At 47.8% G+C, this 25,609-nt stretch carries 19 protein-coding genes and 6 pseudogenes; 16 read left to right on the top strand and 9 right to left on the bottom strand.

Translation table 11 applies throughout. The features are described from left to right. Positions 1–212 precede the first annotated feature (212 nt). From floR to LG402_RS20855, 3 genes and pseudogenes are all read left to right on the top strand, one after another. Entirely contained in the window at positions 213–1,427 is a 1,215-nt protein-coding gene (gene floR / locus LG402_RS20865) for a chloramphenicol/florfenicol efflux MFS transporter FloR (RefSeq protein ID WP_000214122.1), read from the top strand. A 27-nt stretch (positions 1,428–1,454) separates the two neighbouring features. Next, positions 1,455–1,760: a LysR family transcriptional regulator gene (locus tag LG402_RS20860; protein WP_001255015.1), complete on the top strand. Its 306-nt coding sequence runs from the start codon at positions 1,455–1,457 to the stop codon at positions 1,758–1,760. Between the two features lie 111 nt (positions 1,761–1,871). Next, positions 1,872–2,276: pseudogene (locus tag LG402_RS20855) on the top strand (IS91 family transposase); the annotation flags it as partial. A gap of 106 nt (positions 2,277–2,382) precedes the next feature. On the opposite strand, the gene LG402_RS20850 reads toward LG402_RS20855, so the two are convergent. Genes LG402_RS20850 through sul2 form a run of 3 tightly spaced genes read right to left on the bottom strand, consistent with a single transcriptional unit; the run spans position 2,383 to position 4,898 of the window. After that, positions 2,383–3,219, bottom strand: a complete 837-nt coding sequence (locus LG402_RS20850) for an aminoglycoside O-phosphotransferase APH(6)-Id (RefSeq protein WP_000480968.1) — start codon at positions 3,217–3,219, stop codon at positions 2,383–2,385. Further along, positions 3,219–4,022 carry an aminoglycoside O-phosphotransferase APH(3'')-Ib gene (aph(3'')-Ib, locus tag LG402_RS20845; protein ID WP_001082319.1) on the bottom strand — a complete coding sequence of 268 codons (804 nt, stop codon included), beginning with the start codon at positions 4,020–4,022 and terminating at the stop codon, positions 3,219–3,221. Before aph(3'')-Ib ends, LG402_RS20850 begins: the two co-directional genes overlap by 1 nt. A gap of 60 nt (positions 4,023–4,082) precedes the next feature. Further along, a complete protein-coding gene (sul2, locus tag LG402_RS20840) occupies positions 4,083–4,898 on the bottom strand; it encodes a sulfonamide-resistant dihydropteroate synthase Sul2 (RefSeq protein WP_001043260.1) in 816 nt (271 codons plus the stop codon). A 329-nt stretch (positions 4,899–5,227) separates the two neighbouring features. Between sul2 and LG402_RS20835 the strand changes: the two are divergent. Continuing rightward, positions 5,228–5,332: pseudogene (locus tag LG402_RS20835) on the top strand (Arm DNA-binding domain-containing protein); the annotation flags it as partial. 253 nt (positions 5,333–5,585) lie between these two features. Here the strand turns inward: LG402_RS20835 and LG402_RS20830 are convergent. From LG402_RS20830 to LG402_RS20820, 3 genes and pseudogenes are all read right to left on the bottom strand, one after another. Further along, complete coding sequence (locus LG402_RS20830) at positions 5,586–6,590, bottom strand: IS110-like element IS5075 family transposase (RefSeq protein ID WP_000427619.1); 1,005 nt, start codon at positions 6,588–6,590, stop codon at positions 5,586–5,588. 78 nt (positions 6,591–6,668) lie between these two features. Further along, positions 6,669–9,419: pseudogene (locus LG402_RS20825) on the bottom strand (Tn3 family transposase); the annotation flags it as partial. A gap of 41 nt (positions 9,420–9,460) precedes the next feature. Then, the gene (locus LG402_RS20820; RefSeq protein WP_001067855.1) at positions 9,461–10,165 is read right to left on the bottom strand and encodes an IS6-like element IS26 family transposase; all 705 of its coding nucleotides are present in this window, start codon (positions 10,163–10,165) and stop codon (positions 9,461–9,463) included. A 137-nt stretch (positions 10,166–10,302) separates the two neighbouring features. Here LG402_RS20820 and LG402_RS20815 point away from each other — a divergent pair, with 137 nt between their 5' ends. The 9 genes and pseudogenes from LG402_RS20815 (at position 10,303) to torD (ending at position 19,543) form a co-directional block, all read left to right on the top strand. Further along, the gene (locus LG402_RS20815; protein WP_000427623.1) at positions 10,303–11,307 is read left to right on the top strand and encodes an IS110-like element IS4321 family transposase; all 1,005 of its coding nucleotides are present in this window, start codon (positions 10,303–10,305) and stop codon (positions 11,305–11,307) included. A gap of 277 nt (positions 11,308–11,584) precedes the next feature. Beyond that, a pseudogene (locus tag LG402_RS20810) lies at positions 11,585–12,421 on the top strand (Tn3 family transposase); the annotation flags it as partial. 37 nt (positions 12,422–12,458) lie between these two features. Continuing rightward, positions 12,459–13,205: a patatin family protein gene (locus tag LG402_RS20805; protein WP_191901244.1), complete on the top strand. Its 747-nt coding sequence runs from the start codon at positions 12,459–12,461 to the stop codon at positions 13,203–13,205. 37 nt (positions 13,206–13,242) lie between these two features. Next, positions 13,243–14,469: an MFS transporter gene (locus tag LG402_RS20800; protein ID WP_024008859.1), complete on the top strand. Its 1,227-nt coding sequence runs from the start codon at positions 13,243–13,245 to the stop codon at positions 14,467–14,469. Between the two features lie 355 nt (positions 14,470–14,824). After that, positions 14,825–16,312, top strand: a complete 1,488-nt coding sequence (locus tag LG402_RS20795; RefSeq protein WP_024008860.1) for a SulP family inorganic anion transporter — start codon at positions 14,825–14,827, stop codon at positions 16,310–16,312. 10 nt (positions 16,313–16,322) lie between these two features. Further along, positions 16,323–17,174, top strand: coding sequence for a universal stress protein (locus LG402_RS20790; RefSeq protein ID WP_024008861.1), 852 nt, complete (start codon positions 16,323–16,325; stop codon positions 17,172–17,174). A gap of 592 nt (positions 17,175–17,766) precedes the next feature. After that, positions 17,767–18,372 (top strand): annotated as a pseudogene (locus LG402_RS20785) (DNA polymerase V subunit UmuC); the annotation flags it as partial. After that, positions 18,371–18,907: pseudogene (locus LG402_RS20780) on the top strand (molybdopterin dinucleotide binding domain-containing protein); the annotation flags it as partial. The pseudogenes LG402_RS20785 and LG402_RS20780, both read left to right, overlap by 2 nt. Beyond that, entirely contained in the window at positions 18,908–19,543 is a 636-nt protein-coding gene (torD, locus tag LG402_RS20775; protein ID WP_094963254.1) for a molecular chaperone TorD, read from the top strand. Between the two features lie 54 nt (positions 19,544–19,597). Here torD and LG402_RS20770 read toward each other — a convergent pair whose 3' ends face one another. Next, the gene (locus LG402_RS20770; RefSeq protein ID WP_166268366.1) at positions 19,598–19,840 is read right to left on the bottom strand and encodes a hypothetical protein; all 243 of its coding nucleotides are present in this window, start codon (positions 19,838–19,840) and stop codon (positions 19,598–19,600) included. A gap of 109 nt (positions 19,841–19,949) precedes the next feature. After that, on the bottom strand, positions 19,950–20,936 hold the full coding sequence (locus LG402_RS20765) for an Rpn family recombination-promoting nuclease/putative transposase (protein ID WP_191901242.1): 987 nt from the start codon (positions 20,934–20,936) through the stop codon (positions 19,950–19,952). 314 nt (positions 20,937–21,250) lie between these two features. On the opposite strand from LG402_RS20765, the gene LG402_RS20760 reads away from it, so the two are divergent. From LG402_RS20760 to LG402_RS20750, 3 genes are read left to right on the top strand one after another with little or no spacing between them, the layout of a single operon-like run. Next, positions 21,251–22,030: a class I SAM-dependent methyltransferase gene (locus LG402_RS20760; RefSeq protein WP_094963186.1), complete on the top strand. Its 780-nt coding sequence runs from the start codon at positions 21,251–21,253 to the stop codon at positions 22,028–22,030. Positions 22,031–22,068: 38 nt separating this feature from the next. Beyond that, the gene (locus tag LG402_RS20755) at positions 22,069–22,605 is read left to right on the top strand and encodes a GNAT family N-acetyltransferase (RefSeq protein WP_094963187.1); all 537 of its coding nucleotides are present in this window, start codon (positions 22,069–22,071) and stop codon (positions 22,603–22,605) included. A 38-nt stretch (positions 22,606–22,643) separates the two neighbouring features. Continuing rightward, entirely contained in the window at positions 22,644–23,375 is a 732-nt protein-coding gene (locus LG402_RS20750) for a class I SAM-dependent methyltransferase (RefSeq protein ID WP_172412311.1), read from the top strand. Between the two features lie 144 nt (positions 23,376–23,519). Here the strand turns inward: LG402_RS20750 and malQ are convergent, their stop codons facing one another. Then, positions 23,520–25,607 carry a 4-alpha-glucanotransferase gene (malQ, locus tag LG402_RS20745; protein ID WP_094963189.1) on the bottom strand — a complete coding sequence of 696 codons (2,088 nt, stop codon included), beginning with the start codon at positions 25,605–25,607 and terminating at the stop codon, positions 23,520–23,522. Positions 25,608–25,609: the final 2 nt, after the last annotated feature.

The following is a 25,609-nucleotide window of genomic DNA, read 5'->3' as shown; positions in this document are numbered from 1 at the left end:
CGCAAAACCCCATTGCGAAGCAAAAGATAATCGGATAAAATGTAGCAATTCATATTCGTAAGCGTGGAGTAATCAGATGGGAAATTCCAAGTCAGCAGACAAGTAAGCCGCAACAACCAGTATTGTTGTTGCGGCGCTCTGTAAGGCTAGTCTCATCTGATTGCTGACGAGCAGACGTCGCCCGGTATTCCTTAATCGAGGGTTGATTCGTCATGACCACCACACGCCCCGCGTGGGCCTATACGCTGCCGGCAGCACTGCTGCTGATGGCTCCTTTCGACATCCTCGCTTCACTGGCGATGGATATTTATCTCCCTGTCGTTCCAGCGATGCCCGGCATCCTGAACACGACGCCCGCTATGATCCAACTCACGTTGAGCCTCTATATGGTGATGCTCGGCGTGGGCCAGGTGATTTTTGGTCCGCTCTCAGACAGAATCGGGCGACGGCCAATTCTACTTGCGGGCGCAACGGCTTTCGTCATTGCGTCTCTGGGAGCAGCTTGGTCTTCAACTGCACCGGCCTTTGTCGCTTTCCGTCTACTTCAAGCAGTGGGCGCGTCGGCCATGCTGGTGGCGACGTTCGCGACGGTTCGCGACGTTTATGCCAACCGTCCTGAGGGTGTCGTCATCTACGGCCTTTTCAGTTCGATGCTGGCGTTCGTGCCTGCGCTCGGCCCTATCGCCGGAGTATTGATCGGCGAGTTCTTGGGATGGCAGGCGATATTCATTACTTTGGCTATACTGGCGATGCTCGCACTCCTAAATGCGGGTTTCAGGTGGCACGAAACCCGCCCTCTGGATCAAGTCAAGACGCGCCGATCTGTCTTGCCGATCTTCGCGAGTCCGGCTTTTTGGGTTTACACTGTCGGCTTTAGCGCCGGTATGGGCACCTACTTCGTCTTCTTCTCGACGGCTCCCCGTGTGCTCATAGGCCAAGCGGAATATTCCGAGATCGGATTCAGCTTTGCCTTCGCCACTGTCGCGCTTGTAATGATCGTGACAACCCGTTTCGCGAAGTCCTTTGTCGCCAGATGGGGCATCGCAGGATGCGTGGCGCGTGGGATGGCGTTGCTTGTTTGCGGAGCGGTCCTGTTGGGGATCGGCGAACTTTACGGCTCGCCGTCATTCCTCACCTTCATCCTACCGATGTGGGTTGTCGCGGTCGGTATTGTCTTCACGGTGTCCGTTACCGCGAACGGCGCTTTGGCAGAGTTCGACGACATCGCGGGATCAGCGGTCGCGTTCTACTTCTGCGTTCAAAGCCTGATAGTCAGCATTGTCGGGACATTGGCGGTGGCACTTTTAAACGGTGACACAGCGTGGCCCGTGATCTGTTACGCCACGGCGATGGCGGTACTGGTTTCGTTGGGGCTGGTGCTCCTTCGGCTCCGTGGGGCTGCCACCGAGAAGTCGCCAGTCGTCTAACCGACGACTGGTAGCAGGCCCGCTCCGATGCGGCGCACTAACCATCGAAACCTCGTGAATGTCGGTATCCTGTCTGGCAGGATACCGCTCATTTCCCTTGTTCAGTTCATCGCCGTCGCCGAGCATCTGAATTTTCGGCATGCGGCCAAGGCACTTGGTATCAGCCAGTCGAGCGTCAGCGCGCGTGTGAAAGCGCTGGAGGATAACCTTGGTGTCCTGCTATTTGAGCGCCATGCGCGGGGCGTTCGGCTAACAGACGCAGGCAGGCACTTCATGGAGCGTGTCACGGCGGGTGTCGATCAACTCGATCACGCAGTGAAGACCGCGGAGTGACGGGCACTGGCTGGCAATGTCTAGCAACGGCAGGCATTTCGGCTGAGGGTAAAAGAACTTTCCGCTAAGCGATAGACTGTATGTAAACACAGTATTGCAAGGACGCGGAACATGCCTCATGTGGCGGCCAGGACGGCCAGCCGGGATCGGGATACTGGTCGTTACCAGAGCCACCGACCCGAGCAAACCCTTCTCTATCAGATCGTTGACGAGTATTACCCGGCATTCGCTGCGCTTATGGCAGAGCAGGGAAAGGAATTGCCGGGCTATGTGCAACGGGAATTTGAAGAATTTCTCCAATGCGGGCGGCTGGAGCATGGCTTTCTACGGGTTCGCTGCGAGTCTTGCCACGCCGAGCACCTGGTCGCTTTCAGCTGTAAGCGTCGCGGTTTCTGCCCGAGCTGTGGGGCGCGGCGGATGGCCGAAAGTGCCGCCTTGCTGGTTGATGAAGTACTGCCTGAACAACCCATGCGTCAGTGGGTGTTGAGCTTCCCGTTTCAGCTGCGTTTCCTGTTTGGGGTCGTTTGCGGGAAGGGGCGGAATCCTACGCTAAGGCTTTGGCCAGCGATATTCTCCGGTGAGATTGATGTGTTCCCAGGGGATAGGAGAAGTCGCTTGATATCTAGTATGACGTCTGTCGCACCTGCTTGATCGCGGCCGCGATAGCTAGATCGCGTTGCTCCTCTTCTCCATCCGCGTTCCAAGCTGCGGAAAGGCACCCATAAGCGTACGCCTGGTCGAGCAGGCGACGCGGATCGACGTCCAGCGCACGAGAGAATGCGTCCGCCATCTGTGCAATGCGTCTAGGATCGAGACAAAGGTCGTCTCTGTCAGCCGGATCGTAGAACATATTGGCGGCGCCAAAGCCCACTTCACCGACCAGACCGACGGGATCTATCACCAGCCAGCCGCGACTGGAGAACATGATGTTTTCATGATGCAGATCGCCATGTAGCCCACGCAGTTCCGAGGCATTGCTCATCATTTGATCGGCTATAATCGCCGCGTGGACGTAGTCAGTTTGACAACCTGCGTTTTGATCATCGCGCGCCCGCTGAAACAAAGCTGCAAAGCGATCCCGGATCGGGAGAAGGGCAGAAGGCAGGGGTTCCTCAGATGCGGCATACAGCTTCGCCATTAGTTCCGCTGCAATTTCGGTCGCCTGGTAGTCGCCGTGCTCGGCAACGATGTGAGAGAGCATTCGCTCCCCGGCATATTCGAGCAACATCAGATTGTTCTCACGACCGAGCAACCGGACTGCTCCCCTCCCATTGCGCCATACCAGATAGTCGGCCCCGCGCAGTTCATCAGCAATGTCTTCTATAGGTTTCAATCCCTTGACGATTGCAGGAGTCCCGTCTGGCAATGAAACTTTCCAAACGAGGCTGGAAAAGGTGTCCGCAATGAGAACAGGTTGCGAAACGTGCCAATGAGCAGGAAAAACAGGCGGCATGAACATCAACCCCAAGTCAGAGGGTCCAATCGCAGATAGAAGGCAAGGCGTTCGCGGTCGGGGGCTTCGATCCCCAATACATTGAATAGGACAGCGAAGGCGCGCTCTGCTTCATCTGGCGCTGCCCAGTTCTCTTCGGCGTTAGCAATCATGAGTGCCAAATCGGCATAGCGATCTGCTGTTCCGAGCCGCCCAAGGTCGATCAGACCCGTGCATTGAAGAGTTTTAGGGTCCACCATGAAGTTCGGCATGCAGGGATCACCATGGCAAACAACCATATCGGTGCGCTCTTGGTCGAGCCGCACCGGTAGCTCTCGTTCGACACGAGCCAAAAGATCGAGCTGCGGCGTACTCTTGTCCTCGTCCGGTAAGAAGTCGGGATTGACGGCATTGCGGGACACCACATCAACGGCGCGTCCGAACATTCGCGACAGCCTGCGCTCAAACGGACATTGATCAACCGATAGGCTGTGAACAGCGCCAAGTTGCTGCCCCATTGACGGCCACGCTTTGAGCAAATCCGCTCCAGACAGATCAGCCGCCGGTACTCCCGGAATTGCCGTTATCACCAAGCATGCACCCTCCTGTTCCTCCTGCCAGTTGATGACCTCGGGGCAAGCCACACCTCGACCTTTGAGCCAAATGAGGCGGTCACGCTCTCCAGCGAGCTCACCGCGGCGGGAAGCAGGTGCGATTTTCGCGAAGGCATGCCCGTCACCACGTCGAAAAACAAAATCACCAGATTCTCCGCCTCTGACAGGCAACCAGTCAGAATGCGATTCACCAAAAAAAATATTAGTTCGATTCAATGGAGGTTCCTTCAGTTTTCTGATGAAGCGCGAATATAGAGAAATATCCCGAATGTGCAGTTAACGAATTCTTGCGGTTTCTTTCAGCGCCGCCAATACCGCCAGCCCGTCGCGCAAGGGGCGCGGCTCGTGTGTGCGGATGAAGTCAGCTCCACCTGCGGCGGCGGCAAGCTCTGCAGCGAGTGTCGCGGCCCCGACATCCCCCGGACCACGGCCTGTGAGCGCGCGCAGAAAGGATTTGCGCGAAACAGACAGAAGCACCGGCAAATCGAAGCGCAGCCGCAATTCATCGAACCGCGCCAGCACCGAGAGCGAGGTTTCGGGAGCAGCCCCCAGAAAAAACCCCATGCCGGGATCAAGGACAAGGCGGTTGCGTTTGATACCGGCACCCGTCAGCGCCGCGATGCGCGCGTCAAAGAACGCCGCAATGTGATCCATGATGTCGCCAGCGGGTGCCTCGCGCCGATCTGCCTGCCCGTCTTGCACCGAATGCATAACGACGAGTTTGGCAGATGATTTCGCCAATTGCGGATAGAACGCAGCGTCTGGAAAACCGCGAATATCATTGAGATAGGCCACACCACGCGACAAGGCATAGGCTTGCGTCGCGGGTTGATAACTGTCGAGCGAGACGGGAATGCCATCTGCCTTGAGCGCGTCCAGCACCGGCGCGATACGCGCGATTTCTGTGTCGGACGAAACAGGCGCGGCGTCGGGATTGCTGGATGCCGGACCGAGGTCGATCACATCTGCCCCCTCGGCCATCAGCTTACGCGCCTGCGCAATGGCTGCGTCTGGCGCCAGATACCGGCCTCCATCGGAGAAACTGTCCGAGGTTATGTTGACGATGCCGAAAATGATGAGCGATTTATTCATGGGGGCTTCTATAATAATAATAATCGAGCATGAGTCTCATACGGATGCTCGGGTCGAAAGGGAATCCCCAGGCGAGTAACCTGTTTGCGGTGATCCATTAGCTGCAGGAGCAGAATAGCATACATCTGGAAGCAAAGCCAGGAAAGCGGCCTATGGAGCTGTGCGGCAGCGCTCAGTAGGCAATTTTTCAAAATATTGTTAAGCCTTTTCTGAGCATGGTATTTTTCATGGTATTACCAATTAGCAGGAAAATAAGCCATTGAATATAAAAGATAAAAATGTCTTGTTTACAATAGAGTGGGTATCGGAGACGAAGAAGGACAAGGTACATGCTGACCGATACCAAGCTGCGCAATCTCAAGCCCAGGGACAAACTCTACAAAGTGAATGACCGGGAAGGTCTCTATGTGGGGGTCGCCTCAGAAAACGGAATCTATGGTCACTCCCGTTTTTGCAACACCGATTTTGACGACAAGTTGGCTTGCTTGAATCTATCCGGCGTCTGAATGGGATTTTATTCCCGCGCCTCGATGAGTTCCGCGCCTGATGAACCTCCAGAAAATATACGGCTTCAATGAGCCTTTCCGTTTTACAGGTTCCTCAACAGGCCGGTGGGCCGTTAGTATCATCAATATCAGTATTCGCAAAACCAGATGAATGATTGTTTAAACTGGTGTATTTCTGCCTTTATGCTTCGTAAGTTTGCTGTCGCGCCGTCAGTGCCCAGGCTATTCTGGCCAGCTTGTTTGCCAGAGCACAGGTGACGACAAAGTTGCTTTTCCGACACAACAACTCCCTGACCCAGTCGGCCAACTTGCCAGACTGGTGTTCCAGTTTTTGTATGAATACCCTGGCACACTGAACCAACAAAGTTCGGATCTTTTTGTTGCCCCGCTTGCTAATCCCTAACAATGTCGTCCGACCTCCCGTGCTGTACTGTCGGGGTACCAGCCCTGTTGCCGCCGCAAAGTCACGGCTGCTGGCGTACTGCTTCCCGTCGCCAATCTCAGTTGAAATAGTACTGGCAGTCAGCGTTCCAACGCAGGGAATACTCAGCAAGCGCTGTCCAACCTCATCTTCGTCCAACTTTCGTTTCAACTGAGATTCCAGATCTTTAATCTGCTCAACAAGATAGTGATAATGCTGTTGTAATTTCAGCAGTAACTGGCTGAGATAAAGAGGCAAACTACTGTCCTCAAGAAGGGTACTCAGTCGACTAATAACGGCAGCACCTCGCGGAACGCTGATACCAAATTCCAGCAGAAAAGCATGCATCTGATTAGTTGTTTTCACCTTATCCTGAACCAGGGATTCACGGACACGATGCAGAGCTCGCATTGCCTGCTGAGATTCGGTTCTGGGCTGCACGAAACGCATAGATGGACGTGATGCTGCTTCACAGATAGCTTCAGCATCAACGAAGTCATTTTTGTTGCTTTTAACGAATGGGCGGACAAATTGCGGTGATATCAGCTTTGGAAAATGCCCTAACTCTTCCAGCTTGCGTGCCATAAAGTGAGAACCGCCACAGGCTTCCATCGCGATGGTTGTTGCCGGGCATGTCGCCAGAAATTCGATTAGCTTTGGTCGGGTGAATTTTTTACGGTAAACGGCCTTCCCACGATGATCCTGACAATGAATATGGAAAGAGTTCTTACCCAGATCGATACCAATAAGCGCAATGTTTTCCATGATGGTTCTCCGAATGAAAGCCTGTCCTCAGCATAGTACTGGGAAGGAGGGAGTGACCATCTCATTAAATAAAGCACGCTAAGCCGGTTGCAGCGGTCGTAGCGGCCTGAACTTGCCCGCGCCGATCTTGGCGCTGCTGCGCCAGAGGTAATCGCCGGTGAGGTTGATGTGCTCCCAACCGAGCGGCGACAGGTACTGCAACAGCGCGTCATCAACGGCATGGCCGTTGCCACGCAGCGCGTGCGCAGCCCGTTCCAGATAGACCGTGTTCCACAACACGACGGCAGCCGTTACCAGATTGAGGCCGCTAGCCCGGTAGCGCTGCTGCTCGAAACTGCGGTCGCGGATTTCACCCAGGCGGTTGAAAAACACTGCCCTGGCCAGCGCATTGCGCGCCTCGCCCTTGTTCAGGCCGGCATGCACGCGGCGGCGCAGTTCCACGCTTTGCAGCCAGTCCAGGATGAACAGCGTGCGCTCGATGCGGCCCAGCTCGCGGAGCGCCACGGCCAGGCCGTTCTGGCGTGGGTAGCTGCCGAGCTTTCGGAGCATCAGGGAGGCCGTCACCGTGCCCTGCTTGATCGAGGTGGCCAGCCGCAGGATTTCGTCCCAATGGGCGCGGACGTGCTTGATGTTGAGCGTGCCGCCGATCATGGGTTTCAGCGCGTCATAGGCGGCGTCGCCCTTCGGGATGTAGAGCTTGGTGTCGCCCAGGTCGCGGATGCGCGGCGCGAAGCGGAAGCCCAGGAGGTGCATCAGGGCGAAGACGTGATCGGTGAAGCCCGCCGTGTCGGTGTAATGCTCCTCGATCCGCAAGTCGGACTCGTGGTACAGCAGGCCGTCGAGCACGTAGGTCGAATCGCGCACGCCGACGTTCACGACCTTGGTGTGAAATGGCGCGTACTGGTCAGAAATGTGGGTGTAGAACGTCCGCCCTGGGCTGCTCCCGTATTTCGGGTTGATGTGGCCGGTGCTCTCGGCCTTGCTGCCGGTGCGGAAGTTCTGGCCGTCCGACGATGAGGTGGTGCCGTCGCCCCAGTGCTCGGCGAAGGGATGGCGGAACTGTGCGTTGACCAGATCGGCCAGCGCCGCCCCGTAGGTTTCGTCGCGGATGTGCCAGGCTTGCAGCCAAGCCAGCTTGGCGTAGGTCGTGCCGGGGCAAGACTCCGCCATCTTGGTCAGGCCCAGGTTGATCGCGTCGGCGAGGATCGTGGTCAGCAACAGGTTCTTGTCTTTGGCCGGGTCGCCCGATTTCAGATGCGCGAAATGCCGAGTGAAGCCCGTCCATTCGTCCACCTCCAGCAGCAGTTCGGTGATCTTGACGTGCGGCAGGATCATTGCCGTCTGGTCGATCAGCGCTTGGGCGGTGTCGGGTACCGCCGCGTCGAGCGGCGTGATCTTCAAGCCTGACTCGGTGATGATGGCGTCCGGCAGCTCGTTGGCCGTCGCCATACGGTTGACGGTGGCAAGCTGTGTTTCCAGCAGCGTCAGCCGGTCGTTCAGGTACCGGTTGCAGTCGGTGGCCACGGCCAGCGGCAATTCGCTGGCCTGCTTGAGGCTGGCGAATTTCGCGGGCGGCACCAGGTAGTCCTCGAAGTCCTTGAACTGGCGCGACCCCTGCACCCAGATGTCGCCGGAACGCAACGCGTTCTTCATCTCCGACAGCGCGCACAGTTCGTAGTAGCGCCGGTCGATGCCGGTGTCGGTCATGACCAGCTTCTGCCAGCGCGGCTTGATGAACTCGGTCGGCGCGTCGGCGGGCACCTTGCGGGCGTTGTCGCTGTTCATGCCGCGCAGCACCTCGATGGCGTCGAGCACGTCCTTCGCGGCGGGAGCGGCCCGCAGCTTGAGCACGGCAAGGAATTCCGGCGCGTAGCGGCGCAGCGTGGCGTAGCTTTCGCCGATGCGGTGCAGGAAATCGAAGTCCTCGGGCTGCGCAAGCTTCTGCGCTTCGGTGACGCTCTCGGCGAAGGCATCCCAGGACATGACGGCCTCGATGGCGGCGAACGGATCGCGGCCCGCCTGCTTGGCCTCGATCAGCGCCTGGCCGATGCGGCCGAACAGCCGCACCTTGGCGTTGATCGCCTTGCCGGACGCCTGGAATTGCTGCTGATGCTTGTTCTTGGCGGCGTTGAACAGCTTGCCCAGGATGCGGTCGTGCAGGTCGATGATTTCGTCGGTGACGGTGGCCATGCCCTCGATGGCAAGCGCCACCAGGGTGGCATAGCGTCGCTGCGCCTCGAACTTGGCCAGGTCGGCGGGCGTCATCTGGCCACCCTCACGGGCGATCTTGAGCAGGCGGTTCTGGTGCACCGACCGCTCGATGCCAGAAGGCAGGTCGAGCGCCTGCCACGCTTTGAGGCGTTCGATGTGTTCCAGCATGTGCCGCGAATTCGGTTTGACGGGCGATTGGCGCAGCCAGGCCAGCCAGGTCGTTTTGCCGTTGTCCCGACGCTTGAGCAGATCGTCGAGGCGGCGGCGATGCGCGTCCGACAGCGGTTCGGCCAAGGCATCGTAGATGCGCCGGTTGGCGCGGGTGATTGCTTCGGCGCTCGCCCGCTCGACGGCGTTGAGGGCAGGCAGAATGACCGACTGCTGCCGCAGGTGCTCGATCAAGGTGCTGGCCAGCACGATGCCCTTGTCGGTCTGCAAGGCCATCTCGGTCAGCAACTGGACGGCCTGCCGGTAGTGGCCCATGGTAAAGGGCTGGAAGCCGAACACCGTTTGCAGTTCGACCAGGTGCTCGCGCCGGGTCTGCTCCCGCTGCCCGTATTCGTCCCAGCTTTCGACGCTGACCTTGAGCTGGTCGGCGACCAGTTTCGGCACTGTTGCAAAGTTAGCGATGAGGCAGCCTTTTGTCTTATTCAAAGGCCTTACATTTCAAAAACTCTGCTTACCAGGCGCATTTCGCCCAGGGGATCACCATAATAAAATGCTGAGGCCTGGCCTTTGCGTAGTGCACGCATCACCTCAATACCTTTGATGGTGGCGTAAGCCGTCTTCATGGATTTAAATCCCAGCGTGGCGCCGATTATCCGTTTCAGTTTGCCATGATCGCATTCAATCACGTTGTTCCGGTACTTAATCTGTCGGTGTTCAACGTCAGACGGGCACCGGCCTTCGCGTTTGAGCAGAGCAAGCGCGCGACCATAGGCGGGCGCTTTATCCGTGTTGATGAATCGCGGGATCTGCCACTTCTTCACGTTGTTGAGGATTTTACCCAGAAACCGGTATGCAGCTTTGCTGTTACGACGGGAGGAGAGATAAAAATCGACAGTGCGGCCCCGGCTGTCGACGGCCCGGTACAGATACGCCCAGCGGCCATTGACCTTCACGTAGGTTTCATCCATGTGCCACGGGCAAAGATCGGAAGGGTTACGCCAGTACCAGCGCAGCCGTTTTTCCATTTCAGGCGCATAACGCTGAACCCAGCGGTAAATCGTGGAGTGATCGACATTCACTCCGCGTTCAGCCAGCATCTCCTGCAGCTCACGGTAACTGATGCCGTATTTGCAGTACCAGCGTACGGCCCACAGAATGATGTCACGCTGAAAATGCCGGCCTTTGAATGGGTTCATGTGCAGCTCCATCAGCAAAAGGGGATGATAAGTTTATCACCACCGACTATTTGCAACAGTGCCCTTTATTTAATGAGATGGTCACTCCCTCCTTCCCGGTACTATGCTGAGGACAGGCTTTCATTCGGAGAACTATCATGGAAAACATTGCGCTCATTGGTATCGATCTGGGTAAAAACTCTTTCCATATTCATTGCCAGGATCGTCGCGGGAAGGCTGTTTACCGTAAAAAATTTACCCGGCCAAAGTTGATCGAATTTTTGGCGACATGCCCCGCTACAACCATCGCAATGGAAGCCTGTGGCGGTTCTCACTTTATGGCACGCAAGTTGGAAGAGTTGGGGCATTCCCCAAAGCTGATATCACCACAATTTGTCCGCCCGTTCGTTAAAAGCAATAAAAACGACTTTGTCGACGCCGAAGCTATTTGTGAAGCTGCATCGCGTCCGTCTATGCGTTTTGTGCAGCCCAGAACGGAATCTCAGCAGGCAATGCGGGCTCTGCATCGTGTCCGTGAATCCCTGGTTCAGGATAAGGTAAAAACAACCAATCAAATGCATGCTTTTCTGCTGGAATTTGGCATTAGCGTTCCCCGAGGAGCTGCCGTTATTAGCCGACTGAGTACCATTCTTGAGGATAATAGTTTGCCTCTTTACCTCAGCCAGTTATTGCTGAAATTACAACAGCATTATCACTATCTTGTTGAGCAGATTAAAGATTTGGAATCCCAGTTGAAACGAAAGTTGGACGAAGATGAGGTTGGACAGCGCTTGCTGAGCATTCCCTGCGTCGGAACACTGACAGCGAGTACTATTTCAACTGAGATTGGCGACGGGAAGCAGTACGCCAGCAGCCGTGACTTTGCGGCGGCAACAGGGCTTGTACCTCGGCAGTACAGCACGGGAGGTAGGACGACATTGCTGGGAATTAGTAAGCGAGGTAATAAAAAGATCCGAACTTTGTTGGTTCAATGTGCCAGGGTATTCATACAAAAACTGGAACACCAGTCTGGCAAATTGGCCGATTGGGTCAGGGATTTACTGTGCCGGAAAAGCAACTTTGTCGTCACTTGTGCTCTGGCAAACAAGCTGGCCAGAATAGCCTGGGCCCTAACGGCACGACAGCAAACTTATGTAGCATAACGGCAGAAATACACCGGTTTAAAGAATTACTGATCTGGTTTTGCGAATACTGATATTGATGATACTAACGGCCCACCGGCCTGTTGAGGAACCTGTAAAACGGAAAGGCTCATTGAAGCCGTATATTTTCTGGAGGTTCATCAGGCGCGGAACTCATCAAGGCGCGGGAATAAAATCCCATTCAGACGCCGGATAGATTCAAGCAAGCCAACTTGTCGTCAAAATCGGTGTTGCAAAAACGGGAGTGACCATAGATTCCGTTTTCTGAGGCGACCCCCAGTATTCCGGCTTTCACGGCATCGTTATCCCCGGTACGTTGCGTGACTCTATCTTTGTGCTGGAAGGGCTTCTGGAGCAGCAGACGGGGCTGAATCCGGTGGAGATTATGACGGACACTGGAGGGTCCAGCGACATTATCTTTGGCCTGTTCTGGCTGCTGGGCTACCAGTTTTCGCCCCGCCTGGCAGATGCCGGTGAGGCGGTATTTTGGCGTGCAGATAAAAATGCGAACTACGGGGTACTGGATGAGCTGGCGCGGGGATGCGTTGAACTGTCAAAGATAGAAACCCAATGGGATGAAATGATGAGGGTTTCCGGTTCTCTGAAGCTGGGTACAGTCCACGCCTCAGAACTTGTGGGCTCGCTTTTAAAAAGTTCCCGTCCGTCAGGGCTGGCGCAGGCGATTATGGAGGTGGGACGGGTCAACAAGACGCTGTACCTCCTCAACTACATTGATGATGAAGAATATCGTCGCAGGATACTGACTCAGCTTAACCGGGGAGAAGGCCGTCACGCCGTGGCAAGGGCGATCTGTTACGGCCAACGTGGTGAGATTAGAAAACGTTACCGTGAGGGGCAGGAGGATCAACTGGGTGCGCTGGGGCTTGTCACTAACGCAGTTGTATTGTGGAACACGCTTTATATGCAGGAAGCGCTATCACATTTGCGCAGCGCTGGTGAGATCCCGGAAGACGAGCATATCTCACGCCTGTCGCCACTGATGTACGGTCATATCAACATGCTGGGACATTATACGTTCACGCTGCCGGAAAATATTCTGAAGGGAGAGTTGAGGCCATTAAATTTCAATTCAAACAATGAATTATTGCCTTAACGTGGTTTTTTACACGATTGAACCTCGAACCCCACTAATGGCTCATAATTATTATGATTTTAATTTTTTTGTAGGTGTTTCTGCTGGTTCTACAAATCTTGTTGGTTATTTATCAAAGCAAGTTGGCCGTAGTGAAAAAATCATCAAAAAATATGCTACTAGCTCTGAATTCATTAATCTGAAACGTTATATTAAGGGGGGGCACTTGTGCGATGTCGGGTGGCTGTGGAGAAGCTCATATGACAATGAGCCGTTACATAGACCATTTTTCATGCCGCTTTGGGTAGTGACAACAAATATTACTACGGGGGAGCCCTGCTATTATCAAACTTCGAGTGATAATATTAACCATTCTGCGATCATGGCTTCTTGTGCTATTCCGTTAGTTTATCGTTATTATCCCATGGTTGATGGTATACCAATGACTGATGGAGGGATCGCTGATGCTATTCCTGTCAAGTTTGCTTATCAGCAAGGCGCAAGAGATATTACGGTGATATTATCTCAGCCCTTAGGCTATAGAAAAAAGAAGCCATATATTTTAAAGTGGATGAAATCATTAGAAAAAGAGTATCCTCAATTATATACTGCGATGCTTAAGCGTCATGAAATGTATAATCAAGCGTTAGACTTTATTCAAGCTCCTCCTAAAGATTGCAAAATTAATGTGATTGCCCCCCCACCTTCATTCCCTGTTTCTCGTTTTACTCGATCTAAAGGAAAACTAGAATTAGGGTATCGACAGGGATTGGAAAAAGGTATCTTATTTCTAGAAAACGTATGATTGTTGTTTTCCAATCAATTGATTATTGGAGTGATTTTTGAGTAGTTATTTTCGTTTTATGAGCCAAGAATGGCCGCTTTTAAGCTTTGGCTTTATTACTGTTTTTATCGGTAATATTGGCCAATCATTTTTTTTGAGTTGGTATGGCGCAGATATTCAACAATCACTTAACATTTCTGCTGAGGACTATGGTTTCATTTATGCCATTGCCACGTTGTGCAGTAGTGCCGTCATTTTTATGGTTGGCGGCCTTGTTGACCGTTGGGCTTTGCATAAAGTGGTTATTGTCGTGTCATTTTTACTTTGTGTTTCCTGTTTATTAATGGCGAACATTCAAACTGTGTGGATGTTATTTTTTGCATTTTGGGGACTGAGGCTCGCTGGACAAGGACTCTTTCCACATACCGCGCAAACAACCATGCTTCGAGTTTACACTCACCAAAGGGGGAAAGCGCTTAGCCTTTCTGCTAGCGGAGTTGCCTTCGGTGAAATGGTGCTTCCCATAATTTTAATGACGACTATCGCTTTGCTTGGTTGGAGGTGGAGTTGGTTGATGTTGGCATTGATAGTCATGATTATTTATTTACCAATGGCTTTAACTTTATTAAAAAAGTCGAATACATCTGATAAGAAAAAACCTTTGGAACCCAAAAGCACAAAAACACAAGAGCAAGGGCGTAGAGATGTCGTGAAAGATTGGCGATTTTGGTCGATTATTCCTGCCGTTTTATCCGCTCCATTTATTGTGACGGCCGTATTTATTCAACAAAATTACTTACTGGAACAAAAGGGATGGCCTGCAAGTTTATTAGCGAGTAGTTTCGTTGCATATGGTTTTTTACATTGGGCAAGTTCTATGGTCTCTGGCTCTTTGATTGATCGTTTTCAAGCTAAATCTTTATTACCATTTCTTCCATTACCTTTAATTGCCGGTTTATTAGTCTTAACGTTATTGGATAATTACTGGGCTGCACCTCTATTTATGTCCTTATTTGGTCTAGGCATTGGTAGTTCCAGTCCTGTTATTAGTGCATTATGGGTAGAGATTTATGGGACTCAGCATATTGGAGCAATCCGCTCTATGGTGACCTCAATGATGATCTTTTCTACAGCAGCTGCCCCATGGATATTTGGGATATTTATTGAAAAAGGCTGGACAGCTTCCACTCTATTTGGTTTGTTTAGCGGCCTAACTATGATCGGATTATTACTTCTTATACCTGCTTATCAGTCCTTTAAAGATAAACAGTGTCATAGTGACTAAAAGAGTGTTAAAGATTAATTCATCTAATGATGAAGTGAAAAACCGTTTCTTTTTTGTTCTTACCATATAGACCTTTTGTGATATTCGTGTAACAATTCACACATTATTAATTTTAAAAGGATTGTAAGTTGCATATTACGCCGCCTTAGGCTACCCACCTCTTTCTTCAAAATTGTCACCATTTTGCGTGACTATTATGCCGTTTGCCGGCAGGTACCTTAGTACCATTTATTCTATTAATTTCATTAAATACAATTTCAAAGCAGCATAGTGCGTTCACTAAATTATCTTAGGCTAAATCTGCCTATAGGATCTTGTGTGCATCGATGTCGCTTTCTTTTATGATAGGATTTTCATGTTAGAAAAAATAAAACTTGAATGGTTTTCGAATGTTCGTGGCGATTTGCTCGCGGGTATTGTTGTGGCTTTAGCTCTGATCCCAGAAGCTATTGCTTTTTCTATTATTGCAGGTGTTGACCCTAAAGTTGGTCTTTACGCTTCTTTTTGTATCACTTTCATTATCTCTATTGTGGGTGGCCGCCCCGGAATGATTTCGGCTGCAACGGGTGCGATGGCGTTACTTATGGTCACTTTGGTTAAAGACCACGGTTTAGAGTATTTGTTAGCGGCAACTATGTTAACAGGGGTATTCCAAATCATAGCCGGATATTTAAAACTCGGCAGCTTAATGCGTTTTGTATCACGCTCTGTCGTGACGGGGTTTGTTAATGCATTAGCAATTCTTATCTTTATGGCTCAATTGCCCGAGTTAACCAATGTAACTTGGCATGTTTACGCGATGACAGCAGCAGGGTTAGGAATTGTTTATTTATTCCCATATGTTCCTGCTATCGGTAAAGCGATCCCATCTCCTTTGATTTGCATCATCGTTTTGACAATTGTAGCAAGCGTCTCTGGAATGGATATACGAACTGTTGGTGATATGGGGCAACTTCCCGATACGCTGCCTATTTTCTTATGGCCAGAAGTTCCACTTAATCTTGAAACTTTATTCATTATTTTACCTTATTCATTGGGCCTCGCTATGGTTGGTCTGTTGGAATCAATGATGACCGCCACGATTGTGGATGACCTTACGGATACCAAAAGTAATCGTAATCAAGAGTGTAAGGGACAAGGTATTGCTAACATTGGTGCAGGCTTAATGGGCGGTATGGCTGGTTGTGCCATGATTGGCCAGTCAATTATTAATATTAAATCTGGCGGACGTGGACGATTATCCACCTTAAGCTCCGGTATTTATCTTATCATCATGGTAGTTTTTCTAGATGAATGGCTTAAGCAAATCCCGATGGCAGCGTTAGTTGCAGTAATGATTATGGTAGCAATTGGTACCTTTTCTTGGAGTTCAATTAGAGATCTTAAAAAGCACCCATTATCAACAAATATTGTGATGATAACGACCGTTGTTGTGGTTGTGGCAACGCATAACTTAGCAATTGGTGTTTTTGTCGGGGTGTTATTAGCGACGTTATTCTTTGCCAATAAAATTGGTCGTTTTATGGTGGTAAAAACAGAGTCACCAGTAGATGCAAGCCGAACTTATCAAGTTATGGGACAAGTCTTTTTTGCATCATCAGAGCAATTTATTGAATCATTTGATTTTAAAGAGGTGGTGAATAAAGTTGTGATTGATCTCACTCATGCTCACTTTTGGGATATTACTTCAGTATCATCACTTGATAAGGTGGTGATTAAATTCCGACGCGAAGGAACAGATGTTGAAATTATTGGGATGAGTGAAGCAACAGAAACCATCGTTGATAAGTTTGGTGTGCATAATGATCCTAAAGAAGTCGAAAAGCTCATGGCAGGCCACTAAGGAGAAAGTAATGAATAACGTAATTACCTGTATTGATGGCTCAATCTATGCTGATTCCACTTGCCGTGCTGGCATTTGGGCATCGAATAAATTGAATAAAAAATTGTTGTTGTTACACGCAATTGAGAAAACACCATCAACCCAAGCCGAAGATCTTAGTGGTGCTATTGGCTTAGGCGCTCGTTCATCTTTATTAACTGAAATGGCCAGTTTAGATGAACAAAAAAGCAAATTAGCCTTGGAGTTAGGTAAAGAGATGCTGGAACATGCTTCTCAATTAGCGCAAGCACAAGGTTGTCACACAATTGAAAAAATGCAACGACATAGCGGTATCGTTGAAGCCATTTATGATCTGGAAGAAGAGGCTCGTTTAATTGTGATTGGACGCTCTGGTGAAAGCCATGGTGATAATTTCAATGTGGTGGGCTCTCACATTGAGCAAATTATTCGTCAAGTTCATACTCCTGTTGTTATTGCCAATAAAGAGTTTGCAGCCCCTAAAAGTTTTATGTTGGCTTATGATGGGCGTGAAACCGCAGATAAAGCGGTGAAAACTATTATTGAAGGAGGCTTACTTCATGGTTTGACATGTCATCTTGTCAGTGTGAAAAACAATCAACCTAAACAACAAGAAAAGTTTCAGCAAACCGAAGCTATGCTGAAAGAGAATGGATTTGAAGTATGTTCGAGTTTATTGGAAGGCAATGTATTTAATTCATTGATGGAATATAAATCGAGTCATGATGTTGAAATGCTTGTGATGGGCGCATTTTCACGCTCTAAGCTGGCACAGGTTTTCCTTGGCAGTAATACACTTAAAATGATGGAAAGTACTCAACTACCAATGGTAATTCTTCGCTAAGAAATTTTATTGGTTGTACTATTAGTCCAGCACAATTGAGTGCTGGTCTTTTTTGTCAAATTAAGTGTGATATACCTTATCCCTCCTTAATTCTGGTTCAGAAAATCTTTCCACAGAAGTTTCTGTGCGTTTATTGATGACTCAAGTATCAATGAACAACATGTAAAAATCCGAAGTGCAGTGACACTATTTGCCCCTCAATATCAAGAGTACTTGGTTAAAACGAAAAGGCTAACTCGCAACTCTTGGAATGATCCTGTAATGGCTGCTCTATAAGTTACTGGGTATCAAATGTTTGAGTCTAGTACAGTGAAAGTTGCACGCAGGGTTCTCAAGAAGACGGCTTTTAATAACAAATGTCGTCCACCCGACAAAGTGAATTGTGTTGGTGCTGAGTGAAGATTGTACATTCGATCCCTCGGTACTAAACTTAGTACATCTTAGTAATCCAATTGGTAAAAATTAGACATGTTGATGAATACTTACTATTAAAAATAGACAGCTGATTAAGCTCGGTGATTTTTTTAATATTAGATACTATCAACCTATGAAAGGTAATGGTTAATCGCTTACTTATCTATCTTTGACAGGAATTCTTAGCCAACTGTACGCGCTTTATGCTGACATCAGCAACCGCGTAATGGACACACTATCAGGTTTTGCCCCACGAGTAGAAACATATAGTATTGACGAACAATTCCTTGATATGACCGGTATGCTTAGAAATTTCCCGTTAGAAGATTACGGTCGCAAGATACAACAACGAATTTTGCAGATTGCTCATGTACCTGTCGGTGTTGGTTTTGCTCAAACTAAAACACTGGCTAAACTGGCAAACCATGCTGCTAAAACATGGACCAAAACAGGCGGTGTAGTCGATTTGAGTGCTACTTCACGTCAGAAAAGGCTCATGTCCCTTGTGCCTGTTAATGAAGTATGGGGTGTGGGTAGAGAAATAAGTAACCGGCTAAATGCTATGGGAATAGTTACAGCGCTTGATTTGGCTAGGGCTGAAACAACCATGATCCGTAAAACATTCGGTGTGGTTGTAGAACGCACTGTGAGAGAGCTGAACGGTGAATCTTGCATCGAGCTTGAAGAAGTAGCAAAAACTAAAGAGCAAATCATTTGTTCACGTTCATTTGGAAAAAAAATTGAGCTCTATGAGCATATGCATCAGGCTATCTGCGAGTATTCCTATGTGGTTCGAAAAAGCCGAACGTTCCCACGGAGGGCCGGGCTCGAAACACTGGCCATTGCACTTGCAATCAGCCCACCCCGATTTTCGTTTGCATTCCCAGCTATGTGAGTCGCCCGTATTACGTCAATATTATGCCGTCAGTGGAAAAGAACCAGTATTTATCAGCCCTCAAGATGCTAGAGCAAGAGGTATTCACAACGGAGATATTGTCAGAGTATTCAATGAACGTGGACAAGTATTAGCTGGCGCGGTGGTTTCTGACCTATATACCCCCGGTGTAGTACGTATTCATGAAGGGGCTTGGTATGATCCCACTAAAGGTGGCGAAATCAATGCGCTATGTAAATACGGTAACCCAAATGTATTAACACTAGATATTGGTACATCTCAGTTGGCACAAGCCACCAGCGCTCACACTGCTTTAGTTGAAATTGAAAAATATACAGGGCAAATAGATAACGTCAATGCATTTAATGGGCCAATTGAAATGGTAGCTCAATGTGAATATGTCCCCGCACAGCAGGTAAAATAGATGACCAAGTCAACCGCCTTAACGCCGGAACAGATAGCCTGTGTTTATGCATGGCTAGCACAACTATTCTCTCATGAATTAGATACGCAGAAACTCGCTCAAATCCAATCCGCTGAAATGGCGGATTGGTTTTCAACCCTCAAAAGTGAAGCCGCATTATGCACTGAGGTTCAATTATTAGAATCGAAGATAGCTACTTTACATGTCAGACACGATGCACAACTTGAATTGGCTGCTGATTTTTGTAGTTTGTTTTTAATGTCAGATAAACAGTCCGCTTTACCTTATGCTTCTGTTTATCCCCACATGAAGCAAGCAAACGAACACGTTAAATGCTTATTACTGGAGGCTGGGTTACAAAGTCATGACGCATTTAACGAACCGATAGACCATTTATCTATCATTCTTGAACTATTGAGTCATCTGCATTTTTCATCGGGCGAATTGCATTTATCCCTTGAAAAGATTGAAATATTACGCCAAAAGACCTTAGATATGCTACTCCAGTGGCTGCCTGAATTTAACGCTCAGTGTATGCGCTATGATGAATTTGGTTTCTATAGTGCATTAAGCCAATTGTTATACGCGTTAGTTCAATTAGATCAGTGCCCACTTAATTTTGTTAAACCTCGTTGAATACATAATAAATTCAGGATAGTTGAAAGGTAAATATCAACTATCCTGATAAATTTATTGTAATGAAATTAATTCTTCACGACTTAACCCTGTACTTTCCATAATAATTTCCAGGCTAACGCCATTTCTAAGAAAGTTACGTGCCAAGGTAATTCTAGCGTCTTGTATGCCTTCTTTTCGACCTTCTTCTCGACCTTCTTTTCGACCTTCTTTTAGCCCCTCTTCTCTACCTTCTTCTCGGCCTTCAAGAAGCCCTTCTTGGCGACCTTTATTATGTAAGCGTTGCGCTATATTCATGACTGTTTCCTTGTGTTTTTCTGTTTGTTCCTCTAACTTTTGTAAGCCACGTTAAATGCATAATAAATTCAGGATAGTTGAAAGATAACTATCAACTATCCTGATAAATTTATTGTAATGAAATTAATTCTTCACGACTTAACCCTGTACTTTCCATAATAATTTCCAGGCTAACGCCATTTCTAAGAAAGTTACGTGCCAAGGTAATTCTGGCGTCTTGTATGCCTTCTTTTCGACCTTCTTCTCGACCTTCTTCTCGACCTTCTTTTAGCCCCTCTTCTCTACCTTCTTCTCGGCCTTCTTCTCGGCCTTCAAGAAGCCCTTCTTGGCGACCTTTATTATGTAAGCGTTGCGCTATATTCATGACTGTTTCCTTGTGTTGTTCTGTTTGTTCCTCTAACACTTGAATAACGTGTTCAAAGTCAGTCGTATCCCAAGTAGCAAACAGATAATTGAGGATAGTAATCACATCATTGCTGCTATTATAGTGCTTATTAATCGCCTGCGCCAAGAGTGGGAGTACCCGTTGGATCTCATCACGGATATGTTTATGTTTCATTGCCAATTCCATCACAGCAACCTTTCGGTGATTAACCAGTTCATCATCATCAATCACCGTGACATCAACTAATGGAAATGGCTGGGTATATAAATCATTAGCAATATCAGGAAACGGGAAACAGTCAGTCCACAGCTGTGTATAGGGATACGGTGAACGCCCTCCATGATAAAAAAGGACAGGGATCACCGTCGGTAATGAAGTATTCCCTTGCTGCATATGTTGATTCATGGCTAAAAAAGCATAGTGCATTAAGCGCCAAGCCATGAGTTTATCAGGAGTTGATTGGTGCTCGACTAATAAGTAAATATACCCTTGACCTTGTGTTGTTTGCACGGAATACAGCACATCAGATAAACGAGAACGTAATTGTTTATCTATGAATGATGAATTAGTCAGCGACAACGTGTCAAAATCGCATAAAGAGCGGAGATGCTCAGGCAGGTGGATCTCAAAAAAATCCCGAGCATTTTCTATTTGCGCCATAAATCCTTTAAAGGCCGCATCATGTGCAGCAGCGATATTTTTTTCCATCATCCCACCAGCTCCTGTGAACAGATGCCAGTCACAATAAGATAAAATCTCCACTACGTCATTTCAGAATTTATTGCTGAAAATCATCGACTTTAAAGATTAAATGATTTTTAAAGGTGATGAGTTACCGATAAAAAAACAAAAAACATTCAATTTTACAGCCCCATATTTTTCAAATTTAAGTTATCAATAAGCACTCTAGACATCATAGATACCCGTTATATGTAATACAATTCGCACTCATAAACTTGGAAAATGAATTTAACGTAACGAAGCCCCCTGCGTTTGGACTTATCATTAAAAGTGAGATTTTTTCTATGCCTATAGATTTTCATGATGAAAAAAACAAATCGACTTACGCTACTCGTTCAGTAGCTAAAGAATGGATGGATTTCATTGAGAAACAAGTGGATATAAAGAATAAAATCGTTGCAGATATTGGCTGTGGTGGTGGAATATACAGCCGAGCGTGGGCTGAATTAGGCGCAAAAAATGTCATTGGTATTGATTTTTCTGAACATATGGTTAAAACCGCTAGAGAAAAATCGATAGATTATCCACAAACCACGTTCCAACAAGGTAATGCTGAAAAAACAGGTTTAGCCTCTTCAAGTATTGATTTAGTTTTTGAACGGGCGTTGATCCATCATTTAGTAGATTACAATAATAATTTTCAAGAAATTCATCGAGTTCTCTCCGATAAAGGCTACTTTATTATTCAAGATAGAACCATGGAGAATGTTACCCTCCCGGGTGGAGAACAACACTTACGTGGTTTCTTCTTTGAATGCTTTCCCAAACTGATTGACGTTGAAGCTAAACGCAGACCCACTCAGAAACAAGTCGAAACTGAATTACAGCAAAATGGCTTCAAACTTGTTTCCTCTCAGGTTTTTTGTGAGACTCGACGTATTTATGATAATTTTTCTTCACTAGAACAAGATATTAGCGCGCGTACAGGGCGTTCCATTTTGCATGAGTTAGATGATAATCAAATTACCTTTTTAGTGAATACATTACGTCATCATCTATCCCATTTATCCCCAATTATTGAACAAGATTATTGGCATATTTGGGTCGCCCAGAAAAACCGTTGATTCTATTTACTTTTATTTCTAACGTTTTAAGAGACGCTATGACTATCCAATATTTCGGTCGCCATACATCGCAGTTATCGAATGACCAAAAAGAGACTATCTACACTTTGTTATACCAAAGCTTTGACAGTGATTTTTCTCGAGATGACTTTCAGCACGCTTTAGGTGGCATGCATATTTTAGCTTATGACCAACAACATATTGTTGGCCACGTTTCCATTGTTCAGCGCAATATGGCATTAGGTCATCAGCCCGTCACAGTAGGCTATGTCGAAGCTATGGCGGTCTTAGATAACTACCGCCGCCAAGGTATTGGTCGACAACTCATGTTAGAAACTAATGAGATAATCGCTAATTGTTATCAACTCGGGCTGTTATCTGCTTCTGAAGAAGGCCGCCATTTATATCAATCGGTTGGATGGCATGTTTGGGAAGGGAAGCTCTATGAGCTCAAACAAGGCTCTTACATTCATTCCATTGATGAAGAAGGCGGTGTTTTTGGATGGACAAAAGATAAAACAATTGATTTTTCCCAACCACTCTATTGTGACTTTCGCAGTGGTGATCAGTGGTAATAGATTGAAGATAATTGATAACGATGCAGAGACTCCCCATGAAAGAACAAAATATTTATGATGACCCCATTTTCTTTAAAAATTATCAAGCATTAAGAGTCAATGATACAGGTCTTAATGGCATCATGGAAGAGCCGGCACTAAGGGCGCTATTACCTGATTTAAAAGGTAAAATCGTTCTCGACTTGGGATCTGGCTTTGGTGATTTTGCACGGTATGCGCACAGTAAAGGGGCGAAAAAAGTTTACGGTATTGAGCTTTCAAGTAACATGATAGAACAAGCCAAAAAGCTGACCCATACTGATGATATTGAGTATATTCATGCGTCAATGACTGATCCTATGACATTCGTTGAACATTTTGACTTTATTATTTCCTCTCTTGCAATCCACTATATCGAAAACTTTAATCAGCTTGCAAGCGAGGTCTATTCTCACCTCAAAGAGGGCGGGAAATTTATATTTTCGGTTGAACATCCAATGTGTACGGCTCATGCATCTTCATTTATGAAAAATGAGTCTGGTGAGTTTATCTGTATGCCTGTCGATAATTATCAGGATGAATCTATACGTCATACCTCATGGTTTGTTGATAACGTCATTAAATATCACCGAACTGTCGAAAGTTATATTATGGGGTTACTCAACGCAGGATTTGTTATCGATGCACTTAAAGAGCCCAAAGTCATTAATGAAGCCCTATTGGCAAAACCAGAAGCTGAAATTTTTAATCGCTATTCACCTTTTTTAATTATTAGCGCACACCGCTAGCACATTCTTAACAATGGGTAAAATGTTGCACCTTTGCTATCTCGGTGATTGCGTTATACTCGTCGCGGGCAAAAAATAAGAAATGTCGCGTTTTGAATGGATATGCCCCAACAACAGGACATATCCACCAAAAAAAAATAAAAGTTAACTCAAAGGGTTACGTTGTTTATCCACCTCTTCGATTAAGCGATTAACGTGCTGACTGGCAAACATCTCTTCTAAAGTATTCGTGAGCTTACGGCGCCAGTTAGGGTATTCATAACTGGTTCCGGGGATATTTACGGGCTCCTTTATTCCTAACCAATCTTCCGGTTGTAACCCCAATAATGCACTGCTTGAGCCCGCGACAAAACGATGTAATTGCTCGACAAGATCTTGTGATACTTCATCTGCCGATAAATGCCCGTTCGCAAGTGGATTATCCGTGTTTCTCGACCTTAACGCGGTTAACAAGCCCTGTTTTACCGCCTCGCGATCCTGTCTTAGGTGAGCTAACATGTTGGCATCGGGATAAAGACCTAATTGCTCACCCAATACAAAGTCATGCCCTTCCCAATATCCTTTTAGTGTTGCCATATCATGTGTCGATATGACAGCCATCGCTTGCTCCGCCCACATTTCAGGAGGTCGGGCTTGACGTTGGTCGTCATGCTCAAACCACAACACTTTGTATGAAAACACACCATAGTCATGCAGTTTACTGACGATTTCCTCAGGGACGATACCAAGATCTTCGCCAATAACCATGCACTTCATACGCTGACTTTCTAATGCCAAGATAGCCAGAAGATCATCCACGGGATAACGCACATAGGCGCCACGCGCTGCGCTTTCTCCTTCGGGCACCCACCAAAGACGTAATAATGACATCACATGATCAATACGCAATGCCCCGCAATTTTCCATATTTGCACGTATTAAGTCGATAAAAGGCGCATAAGCACGTTCTACTAAGGTGTATGGGTTAAAAGGCGCCACTCCCCAATTTTGCCCTAGCGGCCCTAAGATATCAGGCGGAGCACCAGTAGAGGCTTGAGTACAATATAACTTGCTGTCGAACCACGTCTCAGCCCCTCCTTGGGTAACACCAACGGCTAAATCTCGGTATAAACCTATTGGCATATTGGCATCACGGCAACGTTGCCAACAGTCAGAAAATTGCTGCCATGCCAACCATTGCAACCACGACCAAAATGCGATTTCATCTTGATGTTCTGTGCAAAATTGTTTTACTGATGGAGAGTCTGCATGGCGATACTCCTCAGGCCAAACAGGCCATCCCCAATAAGCTTCGTTTTGCGCCATCAAGGTCGCATGTAGTGCATCAAAGGCGGCTTGCCAATATAAACTCTCACCACGTTCATCGACAAACTGTTCAAAAGCTAAACGTAATGAGTCTGCTTTCTCTCGTAATGAAAATTGTTGCCAAGCAAAGGTTAATGCCGTTAGTTTTAATTCAGTAACCGTCGAATAGTCAACAAGATCACTCGTTCTAGCGGAGTGTAAACGAGCCTGCGTTTCCGCTAAATCCCACCAGCGCTTTCCTTGCTCACTTAATTGAAAGTCAGCAACCGAATCCACATCAATATAGATAATATTGAGCCAACTACGTGAAGATGGGCTGTATGGGCTGGCACTTTCTGGGTTTGCTGGAAATAATGAGTGAATGGGGTTTAAGCCCACAAAGCTACCGCCTCGAGTCGCTATTTCCCCGACTAAATGCTGAAGATCACCAAAGTCACCAATCCCCCAATTACGGTTTGATCGTAATGTATAGAGCTGAATATTCGCGCCCCACAGCTTTTTGCCCTTCTCAATTTCAGCCGGTATATAACAACGCTTTGGTGCCACAATCACCGTACAATGCCATTGCTTTTCTTGCTGCTTAAGGAGCAAACTGTGGTAACCCACAGTAAGATTTGCAGGCAACACTAGCGGATGCCCAGCCAACACATTTCCTTGGTGTTGGCATTGCTGATTTTCCGTTTCAAACACCCATTGAAACTCGCCACTCCCTTGAATGGCGATACTGATTTCATCATTCTCACGAATGACTTTTACGGTTGGCAAAGGCAGACTTTGTTGTTTTAAATGGGGGGCCTCCCCCCCCATAGCATCAAACAACTTTTGCTGGATATCTAATTCAATATCCTGCAACTGACCATAGGCATTAATATAGTTTGCAGCGATGTCTGGCGAGAGCCTTTCAACATTCTTTCTTTCACACTGCATAT

The sequence above is a fragment of the Proteus sp. NMG38-2 genome, from assembly GCF_020640995.1.
GTDB lineage: Bacteria > Pseudomonadota > Gammaproteobacteria > Enterobacterales > Enterobacteriaceae > Proteus.
This window is presented reverse-complemented; position numbering and strand designations above follow the sequence as displayed.